Origin of the sequence: Cutibacterium namnetense (assembly GCF_001642025.1) — a bacterium.
Taxonomy (GTDB): domain Bacteria; phylum Actinomycetota; class Actinomycetes; order Propionibacteriales; family Propionibacteriaceae; genus Cutibacterium; species Cutibacterium namnetense.
Map to the genome: position 1 here is coordinate 51,004 of NZ_LWHO01000013.1, position 14,750 is coordinate 65,753.

General features: G+C 60.3%; 22 protein-coding genes and 1 tRNA gene. 7 read left to right on the forward strand and 16 right to left on the reverse strand.

Annotated features, from left to right (window positions below; translation table 11 throughout):
• Positions 1–128: 128 nt before the first annotated feature.
• Positions 129–755 (forward strand): hypothetical protein, encoded by a 627-nt coding sequence (locus tag A5483_RS10320; protein ID WP_161485345.1) that lies wholly within the window; start codon positions 129–131, stop codon positions 753–755.
• Positions 752–985 (forward strand): hypothetical protein, encoded by a 234-nt coding sequence (locus tag A5483_RS10325; protein WP_241497711.1) that lies wholly within the window; start codon positions 752–754, stop codon positions 983–985. The genes A5483_RS10320 and A5483_RS10325 overlap by 4 nt, the downstream gene beginning before the upstream one ends.
• A gap of 91 nt (positions 986–1,076) precedes the next feature.
• Here the strand turns inward: A5483_RS10325 and A5483_RS10330 are convergent, their stop codons facing one another.
• From A5483_RS10330 to A5483_RS11680, 4 genes are all read right to left on the reverse strand, one after another.
• The gene (locus A5483_RS10330) at positions 1,077–1,334 is read right to left on the reverse strand and encodes a hypothetical protein (RefSeq protein ID WP_063811773.1); all 258 of its coding nucleotides are present in this window, start codon (positions 1,332–1,334) and stop codon (positions 1,077–1,079) included.
• Positions 1,331–1,936 (reverse strand): ParA family protein, encoded by a 606-nt coding sequence (locus tag A5483_RS10335; RefSeq protein WP_063811774.1) that lies wholly within the window; start codon positions 1,934–1,936, stop codon positions 1,331–1,333. The genes A5483_RS10330 and A5483_RS10335 overlap by 4 nt, the downstream gene beginning before the upstream one ends.
• Positions 1,937–2,284: 348 nt before the next feature.
• A complete protein-coding gene (locus A5483_RS10340) occupies positions 2,285–3,106 on the reverse strand; it encodes a DUF929 family protein (RefSeq protein ID WP_063811775.1) in 822 nt (273 codons plus the stop codon).
• A 160-nt stretch (positions 3,107–3,266) separates the two neighbouring features.
• On the reverse strand, positions 3,267–3,479 hold the full coding sequence (locus A5483_RS11680) for a hypothetical protein (RefSeq protein ID WP_002516836.1): 213 nt from the start codon (positions 3,477–3,479) through the stop codon (positions 3,267–3,269).
• Positions 3,480–3,663: 184 nt separating this feature from the next.
• Here A5483_RS11680 and A5483_RS12050 point away from each other — a divergent pair, with 184 nt between their 5' ends.
• Both A5483_RS12050 and A5483_RS10350 read left to right on the forward strand, forming a co-directional pair.
• Complete coding sequence (locus A5483_RS12050; protein WP_002520285.1) at positions 3,664–3,894, forward strand: hypothetical protein; 231 nt, start codon at positions 3,664–3,666, stop codon at positions 3,892–3,894.
• Positions 3,881–4,150 carry a hypothetical protein gene (locus A5483_RS10350; RefSeq protein ID WP_241497712.1) on the forward strand — a complete coding sequence of 90 codons (270 nt, stop codon included), beginning with the start codon at positions 3,881–3,883 and terminating at the stop codon, positions 4,148–4,150. The genes A5483_RS12050 and A5483_RS10350 overlap by 14 nt, the downstream gene beginning before the upstream one ends.
• Before the next feature lie 187 nt (positions 4,151–4,337).
• Here the strand turns inward: A5483_RS10350 and A5483_RS12565 are convergent, their stop codons facing one another.
• From A5483_RS12565 to A5483_RS10390, 9 genes are all read right to left on the reverse strand, one after another.
• A complete protein-coding gene (locus A5483_RS12565) occupies positions 4,338–4,838 on the reverse strand; it encodes a recombinase family protein (protein WP_108773301.1) in 501 nt (166 codons plus the stop codon).
• A 7-nt stretch (positions 4,839–4,845) separates the two neighbouring features.
• Positions 4,846–5,259: a hypothetical protein gene (locus A5483_RS12055; protein WP_063811777.1), complete on the reverse strand. Its 414-nt coding sequence runs from the start codon at positions 5,257–5,259 to the stop codon at positions 4,846–4,848.
• Positions 5,259–5,468 (reverse strand): type II toxin-antitoxin system HicA family toxin, encoded by a 210-nt coding sequence (locus tag A5483_RS10365; RefSeq protein WP_063811778.1) that lies wholly within the window; start codon positions 5,466–5,468, stop codon positions 5,259–5,261. The genes A5483_RS12055 and A5483_RS10365 overlap by 1 nt, the downstream gene beginning before the upstream one ends.
• Before the next feature lie 233 nt (positions 5,469–5,701).
• Complete coding sequence (locus tag A5483_RS10370) at positions 5,702–5,968, reverse strand: type II toxin-antitoxin system RelE family toxin (protein WP_002542728.1); 267 nt, start codon at positions 5,966–5,968, stop codon at positions 5,702–5,704.
• Positions 5,965–6,186: a type II toxin-antitoxin system RelB family antitoxin gene (gene relB, locus A5483_RS10375; RefSeq protein ID WP_002520161.1), complete on the reverse strand. Its 222-nt coding sequence runs from the start codon at positions 6,184–6,186 to the stop codon at positions 5,965–5,967. The genes A5483_RS10370 and relB overlap by 4 nt, the downstream gene beginning before the upstream one ends.
• Before the next feature lie 156 nt (positions 6,187–6,342).
• Positions 6,343–6,483, reverse strand: a complete 141-nt coding sequence (locus A5483_RS12180; protein WP_002520162.1) for a hypothetical protein — start codon at positions 6,481–6,483, stop codon at positions 6,343–6,345.
• A 246-nt stretch (positions 6,484–6,729) separates the two neighbouring features.
• On the reverse strand, positions 6,730–7,461 hold the full coding sequence (locus A5483_RS10380) for an NAD-dependent protein deacylase (protein WP_063811779.1): 732 nt from the start codon (positions 7,459–7,461) through the stop codon (positions 6,730–6,732).
• A complete protein-coding gene (locus A5483_RS10385) occupies positions 7,458–8,183 on the reverse strand; it encodes a hypothetical protein (RefSeq protein WP_042842782.1) in 726 nt (241 codons plus the stop codon). The genes A5483_RS10380 and A5483_RS10385 overlap by 4 nt, the downstream gene beginning before the upstream one ends.
• 128 nt (positions 8,184–8,311) lie before the next feature.
• On the reverse strand, positions 8,312–9,559 hold the full coding sequence (locus tag A5483_RS10390) for an alpha/beta fold hydrolase (RefSeq protein ID WP_002549188.1): 1,248 nt from the start codon (positions 9,557–9,559) through the stop codon (positions 8,312–8,314).
• 311 nt (positions 9,560–9,870) lie between these two features.
• On the opposite strand from A5483_RS10390, the gene A5483_RS10395 reads away from it, so the two are divergent.
• The gene (locus A5483_RS10395; RefSeq protein WP_002549087.1) at positions 9,871–10,953 is read left to right on the forward strand and encodes a septal ring lytic transglycosylase RlpA family protein; all 1,083 of its coding nucleotides are present in this window, start codon (positions 9,871–9,873) and stop codon (positions 10,951–10,953) included.
• Positions 10,954–11,053: 100 nt separating this feature from the next.
• Here the strand turns inward: A5483_RS10395 and A5483_RS10400 are convergent, their stop codons facing one another.
• A complete protein-coding gene (locus tag A5483_RS10400; protein ID WP_002549156.1) occupies positions 11,054–11,899 on the reverse strand; it encodes a PRC-barrel domain-containing protein in 846 nt (281 codons plus the stop codon).
• 252 nt (positions 11,900–12,151) lie between these two features.
• On the opposite strand from A5483_RS10400, the gene A5483_RS10405 reads away from it, so the two are divergent.
• On the forward strand, positions 12,152–12,463 hold the full coding sequence (locus A5483_RS10405; RefSeq protein WP_002549097.1) for a type II toxin-antitoxin system VapB family antitoxin: 312 nt from the start codon (positions 12,152–12,154) through the stop codon (positions 12,461–12,463).
• Positions 12,450–13,004: a LytR C-terminal domain-containing protein gene (locus A5483_RS10410; RefSeq protein ID WP_002549145.1), complete on the forward strand. Its 555-nt coding sequence runs from the start codon at positions 12,450–12,452 to the stop codon at positions 13,002–13,004. Before A5483_RS10405 ends, A5483_RS10410 begins: the two co-directional genes overlap by 14 nt.
• A 31-nt stretch (positions 13,005–13,035) precedes the next feature.
• Here the strand turns inward: A5483_RS10410 and A5483_RS10415 are convergent, their stop codons facing one another.
• Both A5483_RS10415 and A5483_RS10420 read right to left on the reverse strand, forming a co-directional pair.
• Positions 13,036–14,550 (reverse strand): potassium/proton antiporter, encoded by a 1,515-nt coding sequence (locus A5483_RS10415; protein WP_193790479.1) that lies wholly within the window; start codon positions 14,548–14,550, stop codon positions 13,036–13,038.
• 105 nt (positions 14,551–14,655) lie between these two features.
• Positions 14,656–14,743: transfer RNA gene (locus A5483_RS10420), tRNA-Ser, on the reverse strand.
• Positions 14,744–14,750: the final 7 nt, after the last annotated feature.

The following is a 14,750-nucleotide window of genomic DNA, read 5'->3' on the forward strand; positions in this document are numbered from 1 at the left end:
CTTCGGTGATGATGAGCCGATCCGCCCGAACAGCTACTGAGGCAGCCCGAACCGGGAACAGTCCTGGTCTGGAACGCTCCCGGGCTACATTCTGTCGACATATGGAGGTATGGAAGCAGGCGGCCGGGATGGCAATAGAGGTGTTTCCCGAGGTTCCGCCGGTTATCTCACGAATCAGCGAGTATGCCCCTACCGCTCTCGACACCATGCCTTACGAGCAGCTCGAACACCGCTCCGCTGAGGCCCTGGAAGCCGATGATGTTCCTGCCGCCATGGTTTTGTGTGCCGAACTAGACCGGCGCGACGCCATGGATCCCGACCACATCGAGTACGAAGAACACAGGCGCTGGAAAAACTTAACGACCGCCCAGCGCCGTGAAATCCGCCGCTATATAGACCCTCACGACCCTCGCACTCACCCGATGGCCCGCCAAGGCCTTATGACCGTCAGGGAACGTGAAAAAGCCCTTGATGCCGACTATCAGACCTGGCTGCAAGGCGAGATCCTACAAACCGAGGAACACACCTGCGGCAACCTCGTCAACCCTCACGGTCGCACCAAGCAACTCCACGGACTGACCAACGAATCCTTGTGGTCTAACCACATCATGGCCCAGGCCTACGCCTCCGACGAGCTGCGCGAATACTGGGACTCAATCAGCCCCCGCCTCAGCCGTGAGGCCTTCCGTCAGCTCCGAGACGACGAGTACGGCCAGTCTCGGGCCAACGCACACAACGAAACGTGGTGGACATGACCCAACAATTACCCGCAACCCTCGACGACATCGCCCAAGCCCAAGCAGCCGGAACACAGGCTGCCCTCGAAGGGGCCGACCCACGCACCAACCCGTGGCCCATCGACTCCACTGACGAGCGCCTCGCCTTCCTCAACTGGTGCTGGCGGCAAGGCTACTCCGCGGTCATCGTGGAGACGATGGACGCCGCAGGAGCCTATGACCACCTCAACGACAACCAGGCCCAGTAACTAACACAGCTCAAGGCCGCTCCCAGATCACCAATGAGGCCGGCGACGCACCTAGCACGTCGCCGGCCTCGTATCCTAGTGTCTCGTCCCCTTACTGGTAAGGGTCGTAGGGGAAGCCGTAGGTGTGTTCCAGAGCCTTGCGGAGGAGGTCACTCATAGTTGTGTGTTCGGCGACGGCCCTCATCTTCAACGCCGTGTGGGTGGCGGTGGGTAGCTTGACATTGAACGCGGTGATCGGGGTCTTGGCTGACTGAAAGGTTTCAGAGACACTGGCTCCCTGGCTTGCCGCCATTTGGTCGGCGTAACGACTGGCTTTGTCGGCGGCGGTGGGTTTGCGGTTCTTACTCACTTCAGCATCTCCTGGATCTGGGCGGCAACCTGGGCGAACTCTCCTAGATCTGTTGGCCGGGTTCCAATGGCTTGCCGATAGGCGACCCGTCGATGAACTTCCGCGTCGAGAACGCCTAGACCCTCGACAGCGGCGGCCCCCTCATAGGCGTCACGGTATTGCCTGGTCCAATCGGCCTTGTTGAAGAGCAAGGCCCGGCGCGTGCCGTGGGCCACCTGATAGGTCATCAAGGCCCGATCCATGTCCAGGTCCCCCGACTCGGTCGGGATGATGACCACATCGGCGACGTCGAGGGCTGCAGTAATCGTCTGAGAGTCACCGGGGGGAGTGTCGATGATGACGAGGTCGGCGTCGATGTCACCGCAGCGCCTGACAATGGGGGCATTAGCCGGGCGGACCTCGAAGTCCAACTGGTCACCGGCTTCGAAAGCGTCGGTAGCCCATGACGTCGCCGATCCTTGCGGGTCGGCGTCAAGCAAGATGACTCGGTACTGAGCGGCTAAGGCCGTTGCTAGGTAGACCGCCGTGGTCGTTTTCCCGACCCCGCCCTTGGTGTTGACAATAGAAATACTACGCATAAATACATCATTACACATGTGCATCGATGTATCTGTATATACGTGTATCGGCGTGTTGTGAGGGGAAAACCCGGGCCACATACAACGATCCCCCAGCCACCACAGCCGGGGGATCTCTCAGTAAGGCAACTCCCACAGGAGCTACACCCCTCACAGGAGCCCACCAGATCCGTGTCAAGACCCCACACCCCCTACCAGCGCGCCCTTCGTGACCAGCTCGAGACTCGACCCGATCAAGACACCGCGTAAGCGATGAGGTCACGGCCTGAACCACGCCCTCAGCCTCAAGCCTGCACTCACAGAAACCCCTCCTGAACTGGACTTGCTCAGGAGGGGTTTTGTCTTGCCATGCGCCTAGACCAAGGCTGCGGGTCACCTCAGTTTTTTAGCTGCTGCCTTCACGCCAGGCGACGTGCAGACGTTCGCAGGTTTGTTACCAGTCCTGGAGCAAATTTCGGCAGTGAAGAGATTCGCCCCTCCTACGATCGCCTGCGCTTCTTTTGAATTTGGATTAGAAAGAGCTTTTACCACGTTTTTCGGATCTTCCCTCGCCATCCAAGGCATGTAGCTGGGACCCGATGTGGTGATGTCGCCCCAGTAGGAGAAAGGGATGCCTCGTTCTGGGTTGTACTTGCTAAATATATCTTGCTTAGATTCCGGCAAGTTTGCTATTTGTCGACCTTCCCTATCGGCTAACTCATAGGCGTCCAAGTCAACATACTTGCTGCTGTACTTGTAGTTCCTAAAAGTAATCGTAGGAATGTTGGAAAGTTCCTTTTCTGCCGGGCTTGACAGGATGTCTTTTAGCCCGCTGAAAGTTCCGAATCGAGACAAAGCTGCCGCGAGAGGAAGCCGTTCCATCGCGCAAAAGGGGCAGAACTCAGACCCCACATAAAAGAGCTTTACCTTGCCGTCCCTGTCAGGTTTATTCCCAATGTTGGTGACCTGGAGCTCCGAAGAACCGGGGCCAACCTTATCATAAACGCCTTTAGGAATGGAGACAATCGCCTTAGAGATCGTATCCTGGGAAGTCTCTACAGCAGGACCCTGGCGGGACTTATTAATAGCAAGTACCGTACCAACGATGATAAGAGAGAGGGCCAGTACACCCACGGCAAGATAGGTGACCTTACGGCGCTTCATCTTAAATGATTCGCGCTCTCGTTCCCTGCGGAGAATTTCTCGTTTGCTCATATAATTTATCAGTAGAGAGAAATTGAGCTAATGTTCAACGGAGGATTAATAAACGCGCAGACGAATGAAATGAGATTCATTGTTTTTCTTTCTGTCGATTTAATCGAAAGGCAGTAAGATATTACCACATGAAGGGGCAACGGGTCGCCGGCTCAGGGTGCTATGTCCAGAAATCGTGTCGCAACTGTGCCCGGTAAGCCCGGTTCTGGTCGATAAGTCGGGCACGTCCGAGGTCGGACTTGGCGAGTTTTCCCTCTGCGGTCTGAGCACGAGCCAGTGCGCATCTCGATACTTTCGCACCTCGGCCAGCAGGCCTCACATCTGGTCTGCCGTTTTCGAGCACCTGGCCCACGTCAGCCTCGACGGAAACCACGGCCCCACAACGACTCCACGCGCCCCTGGCTCTTGGACCTCAGCTGGCTTTGAGGGTCTGGGTGACCTCACGGGTGACGCTTGACAAGTCCACGCAGACACGGTCATGCCCTGCCGGGACACATCCCGTTCGATCAGCCTCCACACGCTGGCACTCACTCGGATCGTGCAAGGTTCCAGGGGCTATGTACAGCCGTTCAGACCTGAAGTGGTTCTCCTCGGATGATGAGGCGGATGCGGTTGCCGCCGGGGACCTCATGAAAGCTGTCGAGAAATTGATGTTCGCCGTCTATGTTGGGTGGTCTTATCATCCACAGCCCGTTGTGTCGTCTGCCGAGGCAGCCGCCATCGACATGACGGATCAGGCTCTGCGCTACATCAACGCCTATCTGGAGGCTACAGATGAGCGCCCATGAAATCTCTCCTGGCGCGCATGACAGTGCCGCCGAGACAGCTGGCCTGTCACGTTCGGAGTGGATCAGGCGATGCTGCGCCGAAGCCACCACCGCCCTCATCGACGCCGCCGGCCATGATCTGGACGACGCCCGGCACCAGTGGTCTGCGGTCAACCAGCCCGGCCAGCGTCGTAGCCCTGAAGCCTCCTGCTGGGTGTCTCGATACACCACTCATAGATACATTGAATCGGTGACATTACTAATAATGGTGTCTTGATTTTCCTGTACCCGACTTGGAGGGGATGTACGGGGCGATACATCGTTGTGAGTCGTGTGGGAGTGCCGGGGTTACGCCCATGGTGACCACGAGTCTCGAGGGCAAGCGGCCCGTCAGGGTCGCGCGGCAGTTTTGACGCCACACCGGGGCCGCTGATGGCGTCGTGGTAAGCCTTCTGCGGGCTCGACTATCGACCGTGACCGGCTTCGCTGACGAGGGTATGGGTGGGTGCAGGTAGTCCGATGATTTCTTTGCGCAGGATTCGGCCGATAGTGGTGCGGGGAATACGCAAGGCGTCACCGATTTGGGCTTGAGTCATGCCCTGAGTCCGGTAGTGGGTGATCATTTCGACCTGGTGGGCGGTGATCGTGCAGGGTCGCCCGAGTCGGGCTCCGTGAGTCCGTGCGGCGGCAAGTCCGGCCGCGGTGCGTTCACGGATAAGATCACGTTCAAATTGGGCCATCGCCGCCATGACCGATGTGAGTAACCGACCTTGGGCGGTGGTGGTGTCGATGGCCGGTTCGGTTAGTGACCGGAATTGCACGCCGCGCTGGCCCAGCTCGTCGAGGAGTCGGACGAGGTGGGCGGTGGAGCGGCCGAGTCGGTCTAGTTTCCATACGACAAGTTCGTCACCGTGGTCGAGCTGAGACCACAGACGGTGGTTTTCGAGCAGCTGGTAAGTATTCAGAGGGGTATCAGCGGGTGAGTTGGTAAACCCTTTGGCGGGTCACCCCAAGCACGCGGGCGGTGTCGCTGGCGCTGTATTTCTTCTCGACCCTCAGCAGAGTAACGGCCTCACGCTTGCGTGCGGCCGCGTGATCAAGCACCTTCCGGGCTTGGCGCTCTTCCTCCTCACCTTCTTCCCACATGCGGCGGGCGTCGGCCTCACCATCCAAGCGAACGTGAACCTTAAACGCTTTCTCATTGGGTCCATCCTCATCCCAGGCGGTAATGATTCCGCGGGCCTCGTCTGCGACCTGACCCAACTTCACTGCTTGCCCAACCGCCCCGAGGACCGGAATCTCGAATACCCAGAAATTCGCCTCAGGTGAGACCTCACGATGGGCGATCACGTCATAGACCGTCTCAGCTTCTGCTGTCATGCTCATTACTTCCACTCCTTCGGAATCGTCACGCCTGCTCGCTCCAGCTGCGCCAGGACACCAGCGGACATGAGCCGGTGACCTGTTGGTATCGATACGCGCCCGGCCCCGTTAGACCTCCCCCAGATTTCATGACTTCCTTTCGCGTCACGCAGATAGCCCCATCCCTGGGAACGCAGCAGCTTGAGGACGTCCTTGGTTTTCTGCGGCTTCATACATTATAGTATAGCCCCACTTTACATATAAGACAACCCCCTATTTACAATTTAGTTGGCTTCTGTGAGCCCTCCACTGATGCCGTGGTGCCTTGCACGAGAGCTAGATGCTTGAGGATGTCGCCCACAAGGGCACCGACACCCAGCAGGGTAGATAGGTGCACATGATGATAGGTGTATAGCTGTATGTGTATTTATGCACCGGGTTGGTGGTGGTTGGGGGTGGTGTGGGCTTAGCGGTAGATGTCGCGGCGGTGACCGATGGACAGGGCAAGGATGATGAGGCGGTCATCGTTGAGTGTGCATATGAGGCGGTAGTCGCCGATGCGGTAGCGCCACAGTCCGGAAAGATCACCGGTGAGGGGCTTGCCGTGGCGGCGGGGATCGTCGGTGTTGTCGATGTTTTTCGTGATCCAGCCGTGAATGAGTTTTTGGGTGTAGCGGTCTAGCTTTTTGAATTCTTTATCGAACCGGCTCGTGGTTTCGATCTGCCAGCTCATAGGTCACACTCGTCCCATAGCTCGCTGATGGGGCGAGACTGGTAGTTGTCGCGGGCGTAGTCGGTGAGTGCCTCACGGGCTACTTGCAGATCGAACTCGTCGGCGATGCGGTCGAAGAGGGCTTGCTTGAAAGCCTCACTCAGGGACTGCGAGTGCAGGCGGGCGTAGGAATCAGCTAAGCGGCGCTCATGGTCGGTTAAACGGATCGAAAAACTCATGACGTCACCTCTATCCTCAATGACTGTGTAGTACAGTGTACTACACGAGGGTGGGGGAGTCCACTCCTCGACCCCGCGTAGTACGTATCAGGGGTATGGAGATTCAGGCGGCGGGAACGGTTCCCCTGTCGGGGTGAGCCGGTCGCCCCGTGGGGCTCACTGTGCGGTGAGCTGCAACGCCTCGGCGATCGCGTGGGAGGTCTTCGCGACGTGCTCGGCGGCAGCTTCAATCGCGGCGCCGTCTGCTTCCTTCGCCCAGCCGGCAACGTACCCGGCTGAAATGGGTGCAGAGTCCAACCCCAGCTCGGCTCCTCTGACTTCCAGGTACACCCGCTTTATGGCTGTGGCGGTCGGGCTGGCAGCGCGTCACGCGCCTGGCCCTAGGTGCCGTGGGTGACGAAGCTGGCTTCGCCTTGGCCGGCACGGGCGCGATTCGTGAGCATGGGTTGATCGACCGGCCTACAGAAGACGTAGCCCGTTCACTGTCCAACAGGCCCAGGCCCGCCGCCCAGCAACCTTCAGCGGACTCCGCAAAGCCGCCAGTCAGAACACAACGGCACGCTGAACCGCTGACAACGTCTTGCCCAAACCATCATGGATGACAAGATCCGCGGCCCGGTCGTAGCCGGTCGCCTCACGGTTAATAAGAACCAGGTGACGACCGCGAAAGAACCTCAACAAGGCTGCGGCCGGGTAAACGTTGAGCGAAGTGCCTCCAACGATGAGCAGGTCGGCGGTCGTGATCGCGGTAATAGCGTCGTCGAGGTCCTGACGCCGCAAGGATTCCTCGTATAGAACAACCTCGGGACGCACCGTCCCCCCACAAGAGCACCGCGGGATGCCAGGGGCGTCCATGATCACCGACAGTGGATGGGCGCGCTCACAGTCCAGGCAGTGGTTGCGGTGCACCGAACCGTGCAACTCAATCACCTGACGAGAACCCGCTTCTTGGTGCAGGCCGTCAATATTCTGGGTGATGATCGTTGAGACGTGCCCGGCCCGTTCCAATGCAGCCAGGGCACGGTGACCGGCGTTGGGCCTGGCCTCGGGATAGACGAGGTAGGTGCGGTAAAAGTTGAAGAACTCCGCCGGATGCTCAACCAAGCAGTCGTGGCTGAGCATGTACTCCGCAGTGAAGGGCAGGTCATGCTGAGTGGTGTAAAGCCCGCCAGCCGAGCGAAAGTCCGGAATGCCCGACTCGGTGGACATTCCGGCGCCACCGAAAAACACCGTCGACGTCGACTCCTCGATCCAGTGCGCGAGCTGTTCGATCACTGTTGGGCTTGCCTTAGTAAGGTGCGGACGAGGTCGGGCTCGCTCGCCATGTCGAGGCTGGCAAAGACGTTGGAGACATCAACTTCAGGGCGCTGCCAGCCGATGGTTGCGGCATGGGCAGCCAGAGCGACGCAAATCTCCTGGCAGCCGTCAATGAGCCACTCGGGGTCGACGTCAGGGTTGACATAGTGGGCGAACTCGGCGGCGTCATGGCGCTGTGCTGCAAGAATCGCCGACAGGCCGCTGCGCAGCTGTTCGACCGCCTCCTCCCCCATGGTGGAGACGACGACCGGGTCAGCCAGGTCACGATGTACCCGCTCGACGAGCAGCCCAGGGACATCGGCGGCAGTGAGGTTGTCATGGTCGAATAGCCAATCTGGTAAATAAGCCTCAACCGCGTCCTCATCGACGTGCTCGACCCGCTTGACGGCGGCTTCCAGCAAGCTGACGCCGAGCATGACGGCGCCCTCAAGCTGGCATAGCGGGGTCAGGGCAATGGTGATCGCGGCCCGTCCCGACTCCAACGGGTCGAGTTGCTCCCCTCGCTCTTGGGCTCGCAACTCTTCCTCGCTGACGCGACGCAACACCTCGAAGGACTCTGCGGGCGGTATCTGCACGGTCTGTGGATCGGCCTCCACCTCGTCAGTCTCGGGGAGCGGGGCACCGATCTCGTCAGGGTCGCACCACGTGGTGTGAGCTTCTGGGATGTCGTTCATGGTCATTTACCTTTCCTGTCGGAGGCCGAGGTCAATGCGGCCGTTCTCCGGATTGTCGGCGATATACGCGGGGAGTATCCGCTCCCAGCTCGTGCTTATGTCCGGATCACCGCCAGCCTCCAGCCAGCCCAGTCTCACCTGACGATCTCGCCCTTTGCGAGCTTGATGAGGCGGTCGAGCACCGCCCCACCCGAAGCGTTCGACCCGTTGTGCTCGTATTCGGTTGTCACCCAGGCGTGCATCTGTGGCAGCAGGGCCGCCGTCTCGACAGAGAACTCGCGCGGCACATATGCATCGTCGTGGTACACCGCCGCAGCACAAGGCACCTCAGCAGTCCTGAGCACGTCAGGGTCGTACAGCTTCGGCCACGGATGATTCGCAATGAGGTTGGCAACCTCCTTCCAGGGCCGCAACTCTTGGTCGGTGTCAAACCACTCCGGCATCACGTGTTCACCCGTCAGCAAGGTGGGGTCCTCCCGGAAGTCATTAGGCAGCATCCGGGCAGCCGACCAGTTGGTGACCACACCGTCGGCATAGGACGACTCATGGATGACGGCATACAACGGGTTCCGTCCGCCATAGGGCAGCAGCTCGGCCAGATCATGACGGAACGCCCGCGAAGTGTGCGGGTACTCCAGCAGGTAATGCAGCTTTTCTGCCCCACCCGAGGCTCCCAACAGATGCCCTAGCGACCGCAGCCGCGATGGGCACACGACGTCACCACTCGGGGTGGTGATCTCGCCTTTCTCCGCCAATGCCACCAACTCAGCGAACCGCACCCGGTCCCCGGGGAAGCGCTTGTAATACTCCAACGACTTGGCATGCAGCTGCTCATAGCAAGCCGCGTAGATATCGTCAGCGGATCGCCCCACCGCCGACAGGCCACCAGTAAAGTACCCGGCCGACAGCGACTCCGGGTAGGTAGACAAGTACCTGAGCAACGTGAATCCGCCGAAGGACTGGCCCAAGGCTGCCCACTTCTGAATACCGAGATGTCGACGAATGTCCTCACAGTCCTCGACGATTTCGTCGGCACGAAGATGGGTGAGGTATTCGGCCTGACTGGCAGCATCCCCCACCGGCTCACTCACCGGAGAGGACAACCCCGTACCGCGCTGATCTAGCAAGACGAGCTGGTAGTCCTCCAACGCGCGCGACAACCAACCGGGGAACCCTGGGTCATGCAGAGTCGGGCGGGGAGACTCACACCCCGGGCCGCCTTGCAGGAAGACCAGGTAGGGCTTGTCGGTGCCGTTGGGGGTGGTCACCACACGCGCGTACACCTCGATAGTGCGCAGGTCGTCGGGATTGCTGTGATTCAGCGGGACCCTCAGACGAATGTCGTCGGTCAGCAGGCCAGGAATGTTGCGGTTCCACGTCATGGGATCAGCCTATGAGGTCCCGACGCCCGTAGGTCGGCCCGGCCTTCATCCTCTTCCCTAAAGTCGCCGTCGTCACGGCCGCGGAACCCAAGAGGCGAGACCAACCCCTCAGTATTTTCTCAGTTTTTCACCCCGCACCCAGATCTGTTGATCTATCATTACACCTTGTCAGGGGGATTCTGTGGCGCTACCTTCGGAAGCTGTCACATGACACTCACTCAACTAGACTGAACAGATTTTGAGAATCTCTCAGGAACACGTACAGTTCAACGAGCCCTCAAACCTGCGGCAACGCTCGGAAGGAACATCACATGACCAACACCTCGACCAACGCCGGGACGACTCTCAAGCGCACCGTCGCCCTGACCGCCGCGGCGAGTCTCGCCGTCATGGGCACCATCGCCGAGGAGGCTCACGCCGCCCCCACCGGCAACCCTGGGGCTCATGCCGAGAAGGCTCCCGCCCAGCAGACCAAGAAGGCGCCAGCCAAGCAAGCCAAGCGCGCCACGACATACATCACTCAGTTCGCACGTTCTCGCGCCCACCTCAATGTTCGCTCTGGGCACAGCACTGAATACAAGCGCTACGGGCTTATCCATCCCGGTGACAATCTCCTTATTATCGGTGAGGATGTCCAGGGCTGGACTCCCGTCAACTACCGCGGCAAGACCGCCTGGGTGGCCACCCGCTACATCACTAAGGTGAGCCGTCCGGTCGGCATCTACGCCCAGCGTGGCGACCACAATGCCCGCTCGAAGGTCGTCCAGCGCGAGCTATCGGCCCTCAGCTACTTCCCGGCCAAGTGGGTCGGCCTACCCTATGGTCCGGCTACCACCAACGCCGTCAAGGTGTTCCAGCGGGCCAACGCGCTCAAGCAGACTGGCGTAACCGACGCTGTCACCTTGGGCCTGCTCAAGTCGAAGGCCGGCTACCAGCGCGCTGCCGCGGCCAAGAAGGCTGCCGCCCAAGCTGCTCAGGAGAAGGCCGCTGATCGGGAGGCCTCCAGCGAGAAGAGCTCCACGCCGAAGCAGTCTGTCGAACATCACTCCTCGAGCACCTCCCGCTCGGCCACCCGTTCGACCGGCAGCACGTCCTCCGACGTTTCCACGAGTGGTGTCGCCGGAAGCTGCAAGGCTTCCTTCTACGACGATTCCCAGACCGCCTCCGGTGAGTCCTTCAGCTCGTCGGCCCTGACGGCTGCCTCCAAGACCTACGCTTTCGGCACCCGCCTCAAGGTCACTAACAAGGCCAACGGGCAGTCCGTCGTGGTGCGCGTCAACGACCGTGGACCTTACGTCTCTGGCCGCTGCCTTGACCTCTCCCCGGCTGCCTTCTCTCAGATCTCGTCGCCCAGCGCAGGTGTTGCCGACGTGACCTATGAGAAGGTCTCCTGACCTGGTCACCACATAGACCACCACAGCCAGGCTGTAACAGCGTGGGCCCCCGATCCTTGGCGGATCGGGGGCCCACGTTAGTTCAATTACCTCTAAGGCATCAGCCGGCCGGAGCCTCCGGCCCGTCGTTGAACCACCAGGTCGCTTGGCCTGGAACTCCAGCCTTCTTAGCTTCCTCGGGTGCCTCAACCTTGTCGAAGTCGTGGATATTGCCCTCGGAGTCCTCCCAGCACACCACCTCACGCCGAACTGGAATCTGCACGGTCACCAGGTCCGTGACGACGTAGCGACGCAGCTTGGCACCGGCAGGCAATCCCATGGCCGCGACGGGCTCGACGACGCGAGTTTCCTCGTCAGAGCGGTCGTCACTGAGCGCCTCGGGATGGTTCTCCTCATCCTCGTCGGTACCCTCAGCAGTCGGCACAACCTCGTCAGAGCCAGTCTCGGCGATGACGATCGGAGTGATGATGGTGTCTTGATTAGCCTCGTCGTCTTCAGGCTCAGCGACAACCGACCCAGAGTCATCAACCACATCAGCTTCGGCAATGTCGTCCGGCTCGCTCACAGCACCACGCCCAGGCTGGGAGGTGGCTACGTCGTCATCGCTAATCTCCAAGCCAGAACGACGAGCAGGCTCCATACCGTAATGTCCGTAAACCTCGGCCTCACGGTCGCGCGAAAGGTCGTCTTCCCCGGAAGCCTTGGGAGCGGCCTCGATGAGGTCTCGACTGAACGGGACATTGACCTGACTAGTGGAGTAATCGGCACCTCGCACCGGAATGAAGTACTCATGACCCTCCGAAAGCACGGTCACAAAGGTCGCAGCTCCGGTGACCTCGTCGGCAAAGATCTGCTGAATCGTGCCGACCTTCTCACCATCCGATCCGACGACCTCAGCGTCGAACAGTTCGGGGATCTCCTTGGGATCCATGGCGCTGATGTCCATGTATCGACCTCTCGCTAGGGGGCTAGAACGTACGTGCATACTCGTACTTTTTACCCAGCTTTTCATACCGTGCTGCGCAACTAGCGCAACACCACCGGGCGCGTCTCGAAGTGGAACAGATATGACGGGGACACAGTAGCCGCTTTCCCGCCGCGATCGGCAACTCGTAACAGCTGAAATCAGAGCATTCCAGATAGGTACCCTTAGGCCCGCCTACCAGGACCACAAGGTAGGAGCTTGTAGGATCGTCCCGTGATCTTCAAACGTGTCGGTGACTCCCACCCATACCCTGACCACGGGTACACGCAGAAGCGGTGGTCCCAATTAGCACCCGTCCAGGTGCGTCTGGACCAGCTCGTCACAACGAAGAGCACTCTTGACCTGGCGAATCTCCTCGAAGATGACTCCACCTTCTACGGGGACCTTTTCGCCCACGTCGTGGCTTGGCATGGCGACCTTTACTTAGAGGATGGCCTGCACCGCGCTCTGCGTGCCGCACTGCAACAGCGTCAGACCCTCCACGCTCGTGTCCTCGACCTGGACGGCCATCATGACTTCCGATGAGCGTCGCCATTATCTGAGGATGGCGGGGACCCCGTTAACTCTGCTGGCCCTCGTTCTTCTCATCGCGGTGGCTATCCGCGCCGGGTGGAAGGCCGTGAGTGCCCCCATTCCGCCGCCGCCTCTTACCCCCTGCATCAATCAGGACGTCAAGGGCGAGCTGACGACCCAGAAGGTCACCGTTTCGGTGTACAACTCGGGACACACCCGTGGCCTGGCTGGCAGTGCGTCCAAGCAGCTCGCCAACGTGGGGTTCGTTATCGATTCGGTGTCTAACCGTGAGCCGAGCGTCAAGACAGTCACCATCATCGGGCAGAACGCCAAGAATCCCGAGGTGGGGCTGGTTGCCGGTTATTTCCCGGGGGCGGTCGTGAAATCAGATCCCAAGCGCGTCGACCATGAGGTCGAAGTGGTGCTCGGTGACCGCGACCCGAACTTCAAGACGGATGCGCCGAAGTCAGTGAAGGTCAACGGGTCGGTGTGCTTGCCATCTCCCTCCCCGACTCCGTCCATCCTCGCGACGCCGGGGGAACAGCCCTCCTAGGGTTTGCCAGACCTCTTGCGGTGGCTTCTCATCAGTCGGCGGCCTGCACTCGCAGGCCATGCCATCGCGCTAAACGGCCACCCCGACTAATCTCGGTAAGCCTCTCGACGACGGTACGACGCTGCCCCTGGGGCACGACGATAAGCAACTCGTCACCTTGTTCCAGCGCTGTTCCGGCGTGCGGGGCGAAGGACCTGTCACCGCGAATGATGAGCGAGACGACGCAGTTGCGTGGCAGTCTCAGTTCCCGGATTGTCACACCGGCCAGACGCGACCCCTTGGGGACGTCGGCCTGCAGTAAGTCAGCAGCGATCTCGTCGAGGGGCGCAACCTCGATGGAGACATCTTTAGCCATCTGAGGATCGACGACGCCGAGTATATTCGCCGCGCTAGGCAGGGTTGGAGCTTGGATGCAGGCAAAGACTACGACAAGCACCAGGATGCCGTCGAAGAATTTGTCTGCATGCTCCATATGCGATGCCATCGGGATGGTCGCCAGGATGATAGGCACAGCGCCGCGCAGGCCGGCCCAAGACATGAAGAGCCGCTCGTTGCGTTCGAACCCAAACCATGTCGTGCATGCGGCCACCGCAATTGGGCGCGCAACCAAGGTGAGAAGTAGGCCGGCAGCGACTCCCACTCCGACCGAGCGCCACGTGAGGCGATCAGGGTTGGCCAGCAGACCGAGCATGACGAACAGGCCAATCTGACAGATCCAGGCGATGCCTTCTGAGAAGGACCTGGTGGTGTGTTGGTAGGGAAGATCGCCGTTGCCGATGACGACGGCGGCAACGTAGACGGCCGAAAAACCAGAGACGCCGATCCACACTCCCATGCCGTAGGCGGTGACGGCCCATGCCATCGCAGCGATGGCGTAGAGGTTGCCCGAGGGCAAGGTTATGCGCCGACTGACTTTGACGGCTACCCACCCCACGGCAAGGCCGACGAGAATACCGCCGATGAGCTGAACGGCGATCGATCCGAGTAGGGGAAGGACGCCGGCGCTCGACTCCCCGGTGGCCACTCCCGTTAAGGCGATGACGATGAGAACGGTCGGGGCGTCGTTGAGGCCCGACTCGGCCTCTAACACGGACCTCAGGTGGTCCGGCAATGGGACTCCGCGCAGCACGGAAAAGACTGCAGCAGAGTCAGTGGGCGCGGTGGCAGCACCGAGCAGGGCGGCCACGTTCCAATGCAAATCAAGCACATAGTGGCCGAGTGCCGTCATGACACCAAAGCAGACCCCGACGCCGACGGTTGCGAGCAAGGCAGCCGGGGCCAAGGCTGGTCGGATATCCTTCCAATTCGTCGAGAGTCCGCCGTCGGCGAGAATGAGTACGAGGGCGGCAAAACCGATGGCATGTGCGGCAGCCAGATCGTTGAACTCGATGCCGAATCCGATCGGGCCAAGCAGCATGCCGACCAGCAAAAACAGCAGTAGTGCCGGCAGCCCAAGACGGGTACCGATCCGGGCCGCAAAGGCAGCAAGCAACACGACGACGGCGCCGAGGAATAAGGCGAGGTCGGCTGGCTGCATGACTCCCATTATTGCAACCAAGCAAACGGATTCTTCGCATCTTAAGGGCGAAGACCGGTGACCACAGTCCGGTGGTGACTGGGGCCCGGGGATGTCATATTCCCGGGCCCCAGATGGCGGTGACGGAGGGATTTGAACCCTCGGTAGCTCTCGCTACACCCGCTTTCGAGGCGGGCACTTTCGGCCGCTCAGACACGTCACCGTGAGCA

Coding starts and splice junctions, on each gene's coding strand:
- A5483_RS10320 (WP_161485345.1), top strand. CDS start 129: ATGGCAATAGAGGTGTTTCCCGAGGTTCCGCCGGTTATCTCACGAATC.
- A5483_RS10325 (WP_241497711.1), top strand. CDS start 752: ATGACCCAACAATTACCCGCAACCCTCGACGACATCGCCCAAGCCCAA.
- A5483_RS10335 (WP_063811774.1), bottom strand. CDS start 1,936: ATGCACATGTGTAATGATGTATTTATGCGTAGTATTTCTATTGTCAAC.
- A5483_RS10340 (WP_063811775.1), bottom strand. CDS start 3,106: ATGAGCAAACGAGAAATTCTCCGCAGGGAACGAGAGCGCGAATCATTT.
- A5483_RS12050 (WP_002520285.1), top strand. CDS start 3,664: ATGTACAGCCGTTCAGACCTGAAGTGGTTCTCCTCGGATGATGAGGCG.
- A5483_RS10350 (WP_241497712.1), top strand. CDS start 3,881: ATGAGCGCCCATGAAATCTCTCCTGGCGCGCATGACAGTGCCGCCGAG.
- A5483_RS12055 (WP_063811777.1), bottom strand. CDS start 5,259: ATGAGCATGACAGCAGAAGCTGAGACGGTCTATGACGTGATCGCCCAT.
- A5483_RS10365 (WP_063811778.1), bottom strand. CDS start 5,468: ATGAAGCCGCAGAAAACCAAGGACGTCCTCAAGCTGCTGCGTTCCCAG.
- A5483_RS10370 (WP_002542728.1), bottom strand. CDS start 5,968: ATGAGCTGGCAGATCGAAACCACGAGCCGGTTCGATAAAGAATTCAAA.
- relB (WP_002520161.1), bottom strand. CDS start 6,186: ATGAGTTTTTCGATCCGTTTAACCGACCATGAGCGCCGCTTAGCTGAT.
- A5483_RS10385 (WP_042842782.1), bottom strand. CDS start 8,183: ATGACCATGAACGACATCCCAGAAGCTCACACCACGTGGTGCGACCCT.
- A5483_RS10390 (WP_002549188.1), bottom strand. CDS start 9,559: ATGACGTGGAACCGCAACATTCCTGGCCTGCTGACCGACGACATTCGT.
- A5483_RS10395 (WP_002549087.1), top strand. CDS start 9,871: ATGACCAACACCTCGACCAACGCCGGGACGACTCTCAAGCGCACCGTC.
- A5483_RS10400 (WP_002549156.1), bottom strand. CDS start 11,899: ATGGACATCAGCGCCATGGATCCCAAGGAGATCCCCGAACTGTTCGAC.
- A5483_RS10410 (WP_002549145.1), top strand. CDS start 12,450: ATGACTTCCGATGAGCGTCGCCATTATCTGAGGATGGCGGGGACCCCG.
- A5483_RS10415 (WP_193790479.1), bottom strand. CDS start 14,550: ATGGGAGTCATGCAGCCAGCCGACCTCGCCTTATTCCTCGGCGCCGTC.